The organism is Rhizobium sp. RHZ01, from assembly GCF_014851595.1.
In the GTDB taxonomy this organism is placed as follows: Bacteria; Pseudomonadota; Alphaproteobacteria; order Rhizobiales; family Rhizobiaceae; genus Rhizobium; species Rhizobium altiplani.
This window is the reverse complement of the sequence record NZ_JACUZZ010000008.1, coordinates 67428-80205: the sequence shown is the minus strand read 5'-3', so window position 1 is coordinate 80205 and position 12778 is coordinate 67428. Positions and strand designations below refer to the sequence as shown.

At 59.4% G+C, this 12778-nt stretch carries 12 protein-coding genes and 1 other RNA gene; 12 read left to right on the top strand and 1 reads right to left on the bottom strand.

What is annotated here, in order from left to right:
• Positions 1-222 precede the first annotated feature (222 nt).
• The 5 genes from IB248_RS10985 (at position 223) to rnpB (ending at position 4253) form a co-directional block, all read left to right on the top strand.
• Positions 223-930, top strand: a complete 708-nt coding sequence (locus tag IB248_RS10985) for a DnaJ family molecular chaperone (RefSeq protein WP_018858310.1) — start codon at positions 223-225, stop codon at positions 928-930.
• Positions 927-1691 carry an N-acetylmuramoyl-L-alanine amidase gene (locus tag IB248_RS10980; protein WP_113471577.1) on the top strand — a complete coding sequence of 255 codons (765 nt, stop codon included), beginning with the start codon at positions 927-929 and terminating at the stop codon, positions 1689-1691. The genes IB248_RS10985 and IB248_RS10980 overlap by 4 nt, the downstream gene beginning before the upstream one ends.
• A 261-nt stretch (positions 1692-1952) precedes the next feature.
• Positions 1953-2471 carry a lytic transglycosylase domain-containing protein gene (locus tag IB248_RS10975; RefSeq protein WP_026371940.1) on the top strand — a complete coding sequence of 173 codons (519 nt, stop codon included), beginning with the start codon at positions 1953-1955 and terminating at the stop codon, positions 2469-2471.
• Positions 2472-2571: 100 nt separating this feature from the next.
• The gene (locus tag IB248_RS10970; protein WP_113471578.1) at positions 2572-3759 is read left to right on the top strand and encodes an FAD-dependent oxidoreductase; all 1188 of its coding nucleotides are present in this window, start codon (positions 2572-2574) and stop codon (positions 3757-3759) included.
• Positions 3760-3857: 98 nt separating this feature from the next.
• Positions 3858-4253, top strand: an RNA gene (gene rnpB, locus IB248_RS10965) — RNase P RNA component class A.
• A gap of 40 nt (positions 4254-4293) precedes the next feature.
• Here rnpB and IB248_RS10960 read toward each other — a convergent pair.
• Positions 4294-4488 (bottom strand): hypothetical protein, encoded by a 195-nt coding sequence (locus tag IB248_RS10960; RefSeq protein WP_018858314.1) that lies wholly within the window; start codon positions 4486-4488, stop codon positions 4294-4296.
• 579 nt (positions 4489-5067) lie between these two features.
• Between IB248_RS10960 and mraZ the strand changes: the two genes are divergently transcribed.
• From mraZ to mraY, 7 genes are all read left to right on the top strand, one after another.
• The gene (gene mraZ / locus IB248_RS10955; protein WP_025659370.1) at positions 5068-5505 is read left to right on the top strand and encodes a division/cell wall cluster transcriptional repressor MraZ; all 438 of its coding nucleotides are present in this window, start codon (positions 5068-5070) and stop codon (positions 5503-5505) included.
• Positions 5506-5522: 17 nt separating this feature from the next.
• On the top strand, positions 5523-6548 hold the full coding sequence (gene rsmH, locus IB248_RS10950) for a 16S rRNA (cytosine(1402)-N(4))-methyltransferase RsmH (protein WP_018858316.1): 1026 nt from the start codon (positions 5523-5525) through the stop codon (positions 6546-6548).
• Position 6549: 1 nt separating this feature from the next.
• On the top strand, positions 6550-6951 hold the full coding sequence (locus tag IB248_RS10945) for a hypothetical protein (protein WP_018858317.1): 402 nt from the start codon (positions 6550-6552) through the stop codon (positions 6949-6951).
• A 2-nt stretch (positions 6952-6953) separates the two neighbouring features.
• Positions 6954-8696 (top strand): penicillin-binding protein 2, encoded by a 1743-nt coding sequence (locus IB248_RS10940; RefSeq protein WP_018858318.1) that lies wholly within the window; start codon positions 6954-6956, stop codon positions 8694-8696.
• Positions 8697-8763: 67 nt separating this feature from the next.
• Positions 8764-10224, top strand: coding sequence for a UDP-N-acetylmuramoyl-L-alanyl-D-glutamate--2,6-diaminopimelate ligase (locus IB248_RS10935; protein WP_018858319.1), 1461 nt, complete (start codon positions 8764-8766; stop codon positions 10222-10224).
• A complete protein-coding gene (locus IB248_RS10930; RefSeq protein ID WP_018858320.1) occupies positions 10221-11654 on the top strand; it encodes a UDP-N-acetylmuramoylalanyl-D-glutamyl-2,6-diaminopimelate--D-alanyl-D-alanine ligase in 1434 nt (477 codons plus the stop codon). The genes IB248_RS10935 and IB248_RS10930 overlap by 4 nt, the downstream gene beginning before the upstream one ends.
• Before the next feature lie 22 nt (positions 11655-11676).
• On the top strand, positions 11677-12777 hold the full coding sequence (gene mraY, locus IB248_RS10925) for a phospho-N-acetylmuramoyl-pentapeptide-transferase (RefSeq protein ID WP_018858321.1): 1101 nt from the start codon (positions 11677-11679) through the stop codon (positions 12775-12777).
• The last annotated feature ends 1 nt before the right edge of the window (position 12778 follow it).

The following is a 12778-nucleotide window of genomic DNA, read 5'->3' as shown; positions in this document are numbered from 1 at the left end:
GCGCGTGGAGCCGACTGTACAACTGCATGCTTCTCTGATGCGTTAACAGCCTATCCCTTGGTGTCATATGACGCCGTGCGAATACGGCGTATGCTTGGATGCCGGAGCGACAATTACCGAATTGTGAAAGCAGTATTCGCTCCTATGACCAATCGTCGCCTTGCAAACGCAGGCTTTATTTGGTCAAGGTGTCTAATCTTATTTGCACTGTGAGAGACTCTTATGTCCTTCTGGGAAAAACTGCTGAATGCCATTGGCAACACCGCGGGCAACGTCCTTTCGGCGGTGGTCGAGGCTATCCGGACAGTTTTCGAAGGCGATCCGGAGACCCGCCGCAAGGTGGCTTTCTCAGTCGCGATCATTGCTCTGTCGGCAAAAATGGCCAAAGCGGACGGGATCGTCAGTGAGAAGGAGGTTGACGCCTTCCGCGAGATCTTCGAATTCCCGCCCGAGCAGGCGAAGAACGTTGCGCGTCTTTATAATCTGGCGCGCCAGGACGTGGCCGGCTATGAGGCCTATGCGGAGCGCTTGTCGTCCCTGTGCGTGACATGCGCCGCCAATTGCCCGGTACTGGAAGAGGTACTGGACGGTCTCTTTCATATCGCCAAGGCTGACGGGCTCATTCATGAGAAGGAATTGGCGTTCCTGCGGCACGTCGGCCAGATCTTCCATATGAATGACGAGCATTTCGAAAGGATCGCCGCGCGCCATGTCTCCGTGGGACGTGATCCCTATAAGGTGCTCGGTGTTTCTCCCTCCGATGATTTCACCACGATCCGTCGCCGTTACCATGGTCTTGTCAGCGAGCATCATCCGGATCGGCTGATTTCCCGTGGTGTGCCGGCCGAGTTCCATGCCATTGCCAATGAGCGCATGGCGGCGCTGAATGCCGCCTACGAGGCGATCGAGAAGGAACGCCGCGCAGCATGACCTCGTTCGAGGCCGACTACCGGAAGGCAATTGTTCGCCCTTCGCCCAATCACGGCGAGCGTGCGGATGGACGCAAGCCAGATATGATCCTTCTTCACTATACAGGTATGCCAACGCCCGACGGAGCGCTGGAGTGGCTCTGTCGCGACGAAAGCCAGGTCTCCAGCCACTACTTTGTCCAGGAAGACGGCGAGGTTCTGCAGCTCGTGCCCGAGGAGCGCCGTGCCTGGCATGCTGGCAAAAGTTACTGGCAGGGCGAGACCGATATCAACTCGTTGTCAATAGGGATCGAGATCGCCAATGCCGGTCATCCCGGCGGCCTTCCAGAGTATCCCCAAGAACAAATCCAAGCCGTGATCGAATTGTGTCGAGATTGCGGCCAACGTTGGTCAATTGCCCCTGAAAGGGTGCTTGGACATTCCGACGTTGCACCGATTCGGAAGGTCGATCCGGGGGAAAAATTTCCCTGGGCGGAGCTCTCCAGGGCCGGTATCGGCCACTGGGTCGAGCCCGCACCGATCTCCGGTGGAAGATTTTTCCAACGCGGCGACCGCGGCCAGCCGGTCGAAGCCCTGCAGTCGATGCTGTCGCTCTACGGCTATGCGACTGAAATCACTGGCGAATTCTCGGCCAAGATGGCAGGCGAGGTCGAGGCCTTCCAGCGTCATTTTCGGCCCGCCCGAATCGACGGAATTGCGGACTTTTCGACGATAGACACCCTGCACCGTCTGCTGGCGTCGCTTCCACGCTACTCCGCATAAGTAGTACTTTTGAGTCGCGCCAATTTACCGGGATTCTGAGAGTTCGTCGGCTCGCCACATCATTTCCCTATTATCTCCTCATTGCGATGGTCTAACGCCAAACGTCGAACGGCGCCGCTTGTGTTGTTTGGGGTTCTTGGCGGTCGTCAATTGAAACAAGAAGAATTGCTGCAGTATCTCTAATAAATATCTGCCGCATAAAACTGGATCGTTATTTGAAACGCGGTCCAGAAATTCTTTGGGTCGGAGTAATTAGACTGAATGAATAGGATTATTTCTGCTGCGGTGTGCGCAAGCGCACTGTTGATGGGTATGAATTGCGCTTTCGCGGGTGAATGGGGCGCAAGGGCACAGACGGTTCCTTTGAAGACTGTTGATCGGACTAGCGGCTATGCAATGCCGGACTTCACGGCCAACAAATATTCGGCTCTCATTATCAAGTACGCAAAGCAATATAACGTTCCTGCCGAGCTCGCTCAGGCCGTCGTTCGCGTCGAGAGCAATTTCAATCCGAACGCACGCGGTAGTGCCGGTGAAATCGGTCTCATGCAGATCAAGCCGGCGACAGCAAGGATGATGGGTTACTCGGGGACGAGCAAGGGGTTGTTCGATCCCGAGACGAACATCAGGTTCGGCATGAAATACCTGGCCGCTGCACATGAACTCGGCGGTGGTGAGACCTGCGACACGATCCTGAAGTACAATGCCGGCCATGGCGCAACCCGCATGAACCCGGTCTCCAAGGCCTATTGCGGTAAGGTCTTGGCGATGCTCGACTGATCACCTGAAACTGCCTGTCTGATAATTACTTCGACCGGGCACTTAAGAATATGATTCAACATGGTGCCTGTGTTATCTGGCCTCCGAAATGAGGTGATACATGGCAGTTGATTTCAAGGTGATCATCGTCGGGCGCGGAATGATGGGCGCGGCTGCGGCCCGCCATCTCTCCGGGATGATCGAGGGTGTTGCGCTCATCGGCCCCAGTGAGCCAGTCGAGCGCAAGAGCCATCATGGCGTCTTTGCCAGCCACTACGACGAGGCCCGCATCACGCGGACCTTCGACGACAATGCCGTTTGGGCGACGCTGGCGGCACGCTCGCTCGACCGCTACCACGAAATCGAAGCGAAGAGCGGCATTTCCTTTTTCACGGAAGCGGGTTGCCTCTTTGCCGGACCACCTGCCCAACCGGGGGAGCGATATCTCGGACGGGCGCTGCAGGTCAGCGAAACGCTCGGTCTCGACGTCGAAACGCTGACGCCGACGGCGTTGCGGGACCGCTTTCCTCCGTTTGATCTCAACCCGTCGTTCAATGGTTATTTCGAAGCGAAACGCGCGGGCCACATCAACCCGCGCGCTTTGGTTCGAGCGCAAGCCAAGCTTGCCGAGCAGGCGGGCGTGACGGTTATCGATGCGACTGTTGCCTCTGTTCGCGATGAGGGTACGTTCGTGGAGGTTCATGCCGGCGGCAAGCGCTATACCGCCGAGCGGGTGCTGGTCGCTGCCGGCGGTTTCAGCAATTTCAACGGTCTTCTCCCTGCTGCTATCGATGTCAGGATCGCGGCGCGCACCGTGGCATTCTTCGAACTTGGCGCCCGGGAGATGGCAGTTTTTTCCGAAATGCCTTCAGCCATTATCTTCGGCGACCGCGACGAGGACCATGTCTACATCCTTCCGCCGGTGTGCTATCCCGACGGCAAGTTCTATCTCAAACTCGGCGGCGAGTTGGAAACGCGCTCATTCGAGACGCTTGAGGATGTCGGAACATGGTTTCGCTCCGATGGCGATCTGGCGGAGCGCGACCTGCTGGTGTCAACGGCCCTGCAGCACATGCCCGCATTGGCGGGTTGCGCAACAACCTCGGCGCCGTGTGTGGCAACCTTCACGGCAACAGCCTATCCCTATGTGGGCTATACGGATTCTCCACGAATTGCGGTTCTGGCCGGTGGCAATTTCGTTGCCGCGAAATCATCGGATGAGCTCGGCCGACTGGGCGCGGTCGTCATGACGCAAGGCTGGCTCGGCGCCGAGGACTTCGGCAGGGAGCTGACGCCGGTCTTCCGCTAGGCACGCTCCGGTCGGGGAGGGGCGCCCGTTGCGAGTACGCGCAGAGCTCGAAGATATTTCAGTGGCATTCGCTTCGCGTCTCCGCTAAGGGAGCCATGCCAGTTGGCCGGGCAGCCGCGCTTTACCAATGCCGAAAGGCGGTAGGGTGAGGAAAGTCCGGGCTCCACGGAAACACGGTGCCGGATAACGTCCGGCGAGGGCGACCTCAGGGAAAGTGCCACAGAAAGCAAACCGCCTGCCTCGGCAGGTAAGGGTGAAAGGGTGGGGTAAGAGCCCACCGCATCTCCGGTAACGGCGATGGCAAGGTAAACCCCACCGGGAGCAAGACCGAATAGGGATGACGTGGGAGGCGAAAGCCTTCCGGCTGGTTTCCAGGTCAGTCATCCGGGTGGGTTGCGTGAGGCAGCGTGCGAACGCTGTCCCAGAGGAATGGCTGCCACGTTCCGGCTTCGGCCGGGGCCATACAGAACCCGGCTTACAGGCCAACTGGCGAACTACCTTTGCTAAGACGCGTCTTGTTGATGTCGTCGATTGCTAGTGGGCGGTCGGTGCCTTTGCCAGGCATTCATCGCAGGTGGTGCTGCTGCGCGCGAGAATGGACCAGCGCTTGAATATCTTGCCGCAGGAATCGCATTGGATGTCGGTCGTCATGCCTGACTGCGACAGTGGAATACGCTTTTCCGGTTCAAAGCGCCCGTAAAGAAGTCCCTTTAATGTGAAGTTTGTCATACTATTACTCCACGGTTACTTATTTAGCCTTCATTAATATGCGGCAGCGCTGAACCGATTCAATTCTCCGCCTCCTTATTATTTTGCACATGGCAATATCCGAATAGCTTGGTCGCTTACTTCAAAGGGGATAGCGGCTGCATACCTCTTCATGGGGCGCCTTGGATCGACGCCTGCCACTGTTGAAGAGCAAGCCTTAAGCCTTTGTTGGAAATTGCATATTTGGTTGTGCCGATCTGAGCCATCGGTCGCCTTCGGGCGCGTGCTGGCAGGGCTGGTTCGCGGCATCGGTAAGTGCGGAACTAACCCTTTGTTAAACTTAACAGCTTATAAATTTTCGATACGGCGCTCATCGTGAGACGGGCGTTTCCCATTGACGCCCATATGGTCCCATGTTATCCCATTCATGCACTGCGCAAGGGCAAGTAGGTGCCCACCAATCGCAAAGCCAAGGTGTCTTCTGTTCCGGAAGCTCCGGATGGGGTCTTGCCCATTCGGCTCGCGAAGCTGTGCCTGAATTTCAGGGTTCCGGGCTTTTGAGTTCAGTCCGGGCTCTTTCGGGAACGGATGTTTCTTGTCATGAGCCGCTTCCTTTCAAATGCGACCAACAGAATCGATTCCAAGGGCAGGGTTTCCGTGCCGGCGGCGTTTCGATCCGTGTTGGCGCAGCGCAATGTTCAGGAGCTCTATTGCTTCCAGGACTTTGTGTTTCCGGCGATCAGTGTCGGCGGTCCGGATCTCCTGGAGAGGTTCGAGCGTCAAATCTCTGCGGAAGATCCGTTTTCGCCGGACGCGAACGAGATGTCGCTTCTCATCCACGGGGGCGGTATCTTCATGAAGCTCGATGCGGAAGGCCGGCTGATGGTCACGGATTTCATCCGCGACTTCACCGGTATCTCGGACGAAGTGACCTTCGTTGGTCGGGCGGATCATTTTCAGCTGTGGCAGCCGCAGGCATTTCAGGCTGCTCAGGTGCAGGCACGAGGAGGGCGTCGGCTGGCGGGCAGGCGTTCCTAAAAATACGAGGGAACGGAATGGCGGCGAATCCTGGCGGAGATTCAACTGATGCCGGTGGCGGACCGGTTCGCCACATTCCGGTTCTTCTCAATGAGGTGCTTGCCGCGCTCGAGCCGTTGCCCGGCAAGATCATTCTCGATGGCACCTTCGGTGCGGGCGGCTATACTTCTGCCATTCTGGGTGCTGGCGCCAATGTGATCGCCCTGGATCGCGATCCGACCGCCATCGAAGCCGGTCAGGCCCTTGTCGCTGAAAGCCAAGGCCGCTTGAAGCTCGTTCATTCGCGGTTTTCTCAATTGGCCGATGCTGCTCCATCGGGCGGGCTGGATGGAGTCGTGCTCGATATCGGCGTGTCCTCAATGCAGATCGATGAGGCCGAGCGCGGCTTCTCGTTCCAGAAGAATGGTCCGCTGGACATGCGGATGTCGGCGGCTGGCGTTTCGGCGGCCGATGTGGTCAATCGTGCCAAGGTGGCTGATCTGATCCGCATCTTTCATTTTCTCGGAGAGGAAAATCAGTCGCCGCGCATCGCGCATGCGATTGAAAAGCGGCGGGCTGAAAAGCCGTTCGAGACGACGCGCGATCTGGCTGGTCTGATCGAGCTCGTTACCCCACGTAAAATGAAGGACAAGATTCATCCGGCGACCCGGGTCTTCCAGGCGTTGCGGGTTTTCGTCAACGACGAACTTGGCGAGCTGGCGCGGGCGCTGTTTGCCGCCGAGCGCGTGCTGAAGCCCGGCGGGCGTCTCGTTGTGGTTACCTTCCATTCGCTCGAAGATCGGATCGTCAAGACCTTCTTCTCTGATCGCGCCGGCAAGGCTTCGGGCTCGCGTCATCTGCCCGTCGCGCACGAGCGTGCGGCGACCTTCGAGCGGATCGGCAAACCCATGGTTGCTGCGACCGAGGCGGAGGCGCAGGCAAACCCGCGGGCGCGATCTGCCAAGCTGCGGGCAGGGCTGCGCACTGCCGCACCCGCTGAAGCGGCGGATATTTCCATCTTCGGGCTGCCGAATCTGGCGAGTCTCGGAAAGCTCGGAGCCTGATATGCTGAGAACCTTGGACCTCATCCTCGTCGGTGTCATGACAGCAGCTGCTGCTGTCACCTATACGATCAAGCACCATGCCGAGCTCAAGCTCGAGGAAGTTCATCGCCTTGAAGCGGAGATCAAGCTCGAGAAGGATACCATCGATCTGTTGAAGGCCGATTGGGCTCTGTTGTCCCAGCCGAACAGGCTCGAGCGGCTCGTCAACAACTACAATGGTGAGCTTCAGCTGCAGCCGACGGCTTCCACGTCGCTGGTTCATGCCAAGGAACTGCCGATGCTGAAGTCGCAAGTTCCGGTTCCAGACATTACCGAAGCGAAGGCCGGTGCCAAGGCGAAGCCAAAGGCGGTGGCGCCTGAACCCGAAGAAGAAGACATGATGGCAACCGGATCGGTGGAGTAGAGATGTCGTTTCTTTCACGCATCATGGTCTTGAAGAGCCAGGCGCATTTCTCCGCCGGCACGCACAACCGCCTCGGCGGCAATAGGCCGATCGAGGGATCGCGAAAAAAGAGGGCGGGACAGGCCAAGAGCCGCGTCGGGCTCCTGATCGTCGGCTTCGTTGCTGTTTATTGCGTGATCGGCGGGCGTCTCGTCGAATACGCAGTCCGCGACCCCGATGTCGTGTCCAGTATCCTGCCGCCTGATCGTCTGATGGCGTCGCGCCCGGATATCCTGGACCGAAACGGCGAGGTGCTGGCGACCGATATCCGCACCGTCTCGCTATTTGCCGAGCCGAACAAGGTTGTCGATCCCGACGAGGCGGTCGAGAAACTCGCCACCGTTATGCCCGACCTCGACATGAAGGGGACTTACAAGAAGCTCGCGAACCGCACGTCCCACTTCGCCTGGCTGCGTCGCCAGCTGACGCCGAAGCAACAGAGCCAGATCCTTGCGCTCGGCATTCCGGGCATCGGCTTCCGCCCTGAGAAGCGCCGCTTTTATCCGGGTGGCGCCACCGCAGCGCACATTCTCGGTTACGTCAACATCGACAACCGCGGCGTTGCCGGCATGGAAAAATACATTGACGATCAGGGCCTTGCCGACCTCGCCTCCGTCGGCATGACAAGCGACCAGCCGCTGGAGCCCGTTCGCCTGTCGATTGACGTCCGCGTCCAGAACATCGTGCGCGATGTCGTCGTCAACGCGGTCAAGAACTACGAGGCCAAGGGCGCCGGCGCTGTCATCCTCGATATTCATACCGGCGAAGTGCTCGGAATGGCATCGGCCCCGGATTTCGATCCGAACAACCCGCTGGAGGGCGCCAAGGAGGGCTGGCTGAACCGCATGTCGAACGGCACGTTCGAAATGGGCTCGACCTTCAAGACGTTCTCGCTTGCCATGGCGCTCGACACGGGCAAGGTCAGCCTGAACGACAGCTTCGATGCGACGCAGCCGATCCGCATCGGCGGCTTCACCATTCACGACTTCCACGGCCAGCGCCGTTGGCTGACGCTGCCTGAGGTGTTCCAGTATTCGTCGAACGTCGGCACCGCTCGCATCATCGACATTGTCGGGATGGATGCTCAGAAGGATTATCTTACGAAGCTCGGCCTTTTGACCAAGATGCAGACCGAACTGCCGGAAGTGAAGATGCCGAGCCAACCGAAGGTTTGGAAGAAGATCAACTCGATCACGATTTCCTTCGGCCACGGCGTTTCCACGACGCCACTGCAGACGGCGGTTGCCGGCGCGGCGCTCGTCAACGGCGGCAAGCTCATCGAGCCAACCTTCCTGCCGCGCAATCGGGAACAGGCGGACGAGGTTGCTGAAGTGGTTGTCAAGAAGTCGACCAGCGACGACGTGCGTTATCTCTTCAAGCTGAACGGCATCAAGGGCTCCGGCCGCAATGCTGACGTCCCCGGCTTCAACGTCGGCGGCAAGACTGGCACGGCTGACAAGGTGGTCAATGGCCGCTATGCGACGAACCTCAACTTCAATGCGTTCCTCGCCGCATTTCCGATCGAGGATCCGAAGTATGTCGTGCTGACGTTCTGCGATGAACCGCACAATGGCGAGAAGGGTCAGAACATCGCCGCGTATACTGCTGCACCGATGGTGAAGAACATCATTGCCCGCGCAGCGCCAATTCTCGGTGTGGAACCCAAGTTCGGTGACGACGGATCGGCCATGTTGGTGTCTTATTGAGTCTGAATGAATGTCGGAGCCGATTCGCCACGGGGGCGCGGCGGCTTGAAAGAGAAAAGTACATTCGATGAACTTGCGAGACATCGCCGGAGATGCATTTCCGGAACTTGAAAATCAATTAGCCGGGTCTGTCGGGGCGCTGGCGGTTTTGGGCATCTCGTCCGACAGCCGCAAGATCGAACGCGGAATGGTGTTTGTAGCTGTCGCCGGGACGAAGGCAGATGGAGCAGGTTTTATCGCCGATGCGGCGACGCGCGGTGCTGTCGTGGCCATTGCCTCCCATGGCATTGATGCTTCCATACCTGTTCTCGTCGTGAACGATCCGCGCCGCTTCCTCTCGATCGCGGCCTCTCACTTCTATGGCAAGCAGCCGGAAACGATGGTTGCCGTGACCGGTACTGCAGGCAAGACGTCGGTTGCCTCCTTTACGCGGCAGATCTGGGCTTATGCCGGCCATCCGGCGGCGATGATCGGTACGACTGGTGTCGTCTCTCCGACACGCAATGAATATGGCTCGCTGACGACGCCCGATCCAGTTTCGCTTCACAAATTACTGGCTGAGCTCTCCGGGGAGGGCGTTACACATGCCTCGATGGAAGCCTCCAGCCATGGCCTCGATCAGGGCCGTCTGGATGGCGTCAGGCTCACTGCCGCTGCCTTTACCAATCTAGGCCGCGATCACATGGACTATCATCCGACGATCGAAAGCTACATGGCCGCGAAGATGCGGCTTTTCGATACGCTGCTGCCAAAGGGCGCACCGGCGGTGATCTTCGCTGACGATGCGTGGTCTGAGCAAGCCGTCAAAGCGGCGCGCGACTCGGGTCATGACGTCCGCACCGTTGGTCGCAAGGGTGACTACCTGACGCTGAAGCGCGTCGAGCATTTCCGCCACAAGCAGGTGGCTGAAATCCATGCCGAGGACGAAATCTTCGAGGTCGACATTCCGCTTGCGGGCGACTTCCAGGTGGCCAATGCGCTCGTCGCGGCAGGTCTCGCCATGTCGACGGGTGTGCCGGCGAAGGTTGCCATGGCGGCCCTCGAAAAGCTGCAGGGCGCATCGGGTCGACTGGAGCTGGTGGGCCACACCAGGGACGGCGCGCTTGCTTATGTTGACTACGCACACAAGCCAGACGCGCTTGCCAACGTCCTGGAATCCGTTCGTCCGTTTACTACGGGCCGCGTCATCGTCGTGTTTGGCTGCGGTGGCGACCGCGATCGCGGCAAGCGCCCGATCATGGGCGAAATCGCCTGCCGTCTGGCCGATGTGGTGATTGTCACGGACGACAATCCGCGCTCCGAAGAGCCGTCGAGCATCCGTGCCGAGATCATGGCGGCCGCTGGCTGCGCAACCGAAATCGGCGACCGCGCCGAGGCGATCCGAACGGCGGTCGGGATGCTGACATCCGGCGACACGCTGATCGTCGCCGGCAAGGGGCACGAGGAAGGGCAGACGATAGGGGGCGTCACCCTGCCGTTTTCGGATCACGCCGAATTGCGTAAGGCTTTGGAGGAGCTGAAACCGTGAACTGGCTTTGGACGACGGAAGACATGATTGCCGCCATGGCAGGGCGGCCGTTCGGCACTTTGCCTGAGGGCATTACCGGGATTTCCATCGACAGCCGCTCCATTGCGCCCGGCGAAGCCTTCTTCGCCATCAAGGGCGACCGCGTCGATGGCCACGACTTCGCGTCGATGGCGATGGCAAACGGAGCCGCTCTTCTCGTCGTCAGCGAAGCGCGCCTGCCAGCCATGGGGCGGCTCACCGTCCCAGTGATCGTTGTCGAAGATGTGTTGGCGGCACTCGGAAAGCTCGGACAGGCTGCTCGCGCCCGTTCGCGCGCCCAGATCATTGCCGTCACCGGTTCGGTCGGCAAGACGACCACCAAGGAGATGCTGCGCCGGGTCTTGTCTCCATCGGGCAAGGTGCACGCTTCCGTTGCCTCATTCAACAATCACTGGGGCGTACCCCTGACGCTCGCCCGGATGCCGCTCGACACGTATTTTGGTGTCTTCGAAGTGGGCATGAACCATCCGGACGAGATCCGCCCGCTGGTCAAGATGATCAAGCCGCATGTCGCCGTGATCACGACAATCGCGCCGGCACACCTTGGCAACTTCAAGAGCATTCGTGAGATCGCGACGGCCAAGGCCGAGATTTTCGAAGGCGTCGTGTCCGGTGGGCAGGTCGTGCTCAATCGAGACAACGACCAGTTCAACTTTCTGGAGCGGACGGCACAAGCTTGCGGTATCCACCACATCCATTCCTTCGGTCAGCACGCGAAAGCGGATTTCCGCCTGGCAGAGTTTAACGGCTCGGACCAGAGTTCGACGCTCTGGATCACCATCGACGGCGACACGAAGGAAGTGGCAATCGGTGCGCCGGGCCGGCACATCGCGGAGAATGCGCTGGCTGCCCTCGGGGTCGTGAAGATAGTCGGTGCGGACATGCAGCAGGCGATCGGCGCCCTCGCGACGCTCCAGCCCGAGAAGGGCAGGGGCCGCCGTCATCGGCTGATGATCGACCACGGCGCCTTCACGGTCATCGACGAGAGCTACAACGCCAATCCCGCCTCTATGAGGGCGGCAATCGCCGTGCTTGCGAGCGCGGTGCCGACGGGGGCGGGGCGGCGCATCGCCGTACTCGGCGACATGCTGGAGATGGGCGACTACGCGGAAAGGGTCCATTCGGATCTGGCGGGGCCGTTGCTTGCTGCCGGCATTGAGCATGTCTGGCTGGCCGGTCGTGAAATGGCTGCGCTGAAGGAATCGCTCCCGGAGAGCGTCCAGGTCGTTCACTACGAGACGACAGAAGAACTAAGCGAATACGTACTGAACTCCGTCGTGGCTGGCGACGTGCTGATGGTAAAATCGTCACTGGGCATAGGTTTCGGAAAGATCGTCGCCGCGCTTCTTGACAAGTTCCCGCCATTTGCCGACACGCAACGCGATTTTTGAGCGGGTAAACAAGGGGCCCTGAATGCTGATTTGGCTTGTCGAACTGTCGGAACACCTGAAATTCTTGAATCTGTTCAGGTACATTACCTTCCGCACGGGCGCCTCCCTGTTTACGTCCGCCTTCATTGTCTTCCTCTTTGGTCCGACGATCATCAACTCGCTGCGCATCCGCCAAGGCAAGGGGCAGCCGATCCGCGCCGACGGTCCGCAGACACACTTCAAGAAGGCAGGTACGCCGACCATGGGCGGCCTGATGATCCTCGCGGGTATCGTCGGGTCGTCGCTGCTATGGGCTGATCTTTCCAACGTCTACGTGGTTGCCACGCTGCTCGTCACCCTCGGTTTCGGCGCGATCGGCTTCTATGACGACTACCTGAAGGTCACCAAGCAAAGCCACAAGGGCTTCTCCGGCAAGGCGCGACTCGGCATCGAGTTCGTGATCGCAGGCATTGCCGTTTACTTCATGATGCGAACGGCGCTTGCATCCGGAACCGCGGGTTCGACCTTCGGCTCATCGATCGCGTTCCCGTTCTTCAAGGACTTCATGATCAACCTCGGCATCATGTTCGTCCTCTTCGGCGGCTTCGTGATCGTCGGTGCCGGCAATGCCGTGAACCTGACCGATGGTCTCGATGGGCTCGCCATCGTGCCGGTGATGATTGCCGCAGCATCCTTCGGGGTGATTGCGTATCTCGCGGGTAACGCCGTCTTTGCAAACTATCTGCAGATCAACTTCGTACCGGGCACCGGCGAGCTCTCGGTGGTGCTTGGGGCCGTCATCGGCGCCGGCCTCGGATTCCTCTGGTTCAACGCGCCGCCCGCCGCAATCTTCATGGGCGACACCGGCTCGCTGGCGCTTGGCGGCACGATCGGCACGGTTGCCGTCGCTACCAAGCATGAGATCGTCATGGCGATCATCGGTGGCCTGTTCGTGATGGAAACGCTCTCGGTCATCATCCAGGTTGGCTACTTCAAGATGACCGGCCGGCGCGTCTTCCTGATGGCGCCGATCCATCACCATTTCGAGAAGAAGGGCTGGACGGAAAGCCAGGTGGTGATCCGGTTCTGGATCATCGCGGTCGGTCTTGCCCTGCTTGGTCTCTCCACCCTGAAGCTGCGGTGAG

Bases quoted from the DNA above. Each gene is read 5' to 3' on its own strand.
- IB248_RS10985 (WP_018858310.1), top strand. From the start codon at position 223: ATGTCCTTCTGGGAAAAACTGCTGAATGCCATTGGCAACACCGCGGGC.
- IB248_RS10980 (WP_113471577.1), top strand. From the start codon at position 927: ATGACCTCGTTCGAGGCCGACTACCGGAAGGCAATTGTTCGCCCTTCG.
- IB248_RS10975 (WP_026371940.1), top strand. From the start codon at position 1,953: ATGAATAGGATTATTTCTGCTGCGGTGTGCGCAAGCGCACTGTTGATG.
- IB248_RS10970 (WP_113471578.1), top strand. From the start codon at position 2,572: ATGGCAGTTGATTTCAAGGTGATCATCGTCGGGCGCGGAATGATGGGC.
- IB248_RS10960 (WP_018858314.1), bottom strand. From the start codon at position 4,488: ATGACAAACTTCACATTAAAGGGACTTCTTTACGGGCGCTTTGAACCG.
- mraZ (WP_025659370.1), top strand. From the start codon at position 5,068: ATGAGCCGCTTCCTTTCAAATGCGACCAACAGAATCGATTCCAAGGGC.
- rsmH (WP_018858316.1), top strand. From the start codon at position 5,523: ATGGCGGCGAATCCTGGCGGAGATTCAACTGATGCCGGTGGCGGACCG.
- IB248_RS10945 (WP_018858317.1), top strand. From the start codon at position 6,550: ATGCTGAGAACCTTGGACCTCATCCTCGTCGGTGTCATGACAGCAGCT.
- IB248_RS10940 (WP_018858318.1), top strand. From the start codon at position 6,954: ATGTCGTTTCTTTCACGCATCATGGTCTTGAAGAGCCAGGCGCATTTC.
- IB248_RS10935 (WP_018858319.1), top strand. From the start codon at position 8,764: ATGAACTTGCGAGACATCGCCGGAGATGCATTTCCGGAACTTGAAAAT.
- mraY (WP_018858321.1), top strand. From the start codon at position 11,677: ATGCTGATTTGGCTTGTCGAACTGTCGGAACACCTGAAATTCTTGAAT.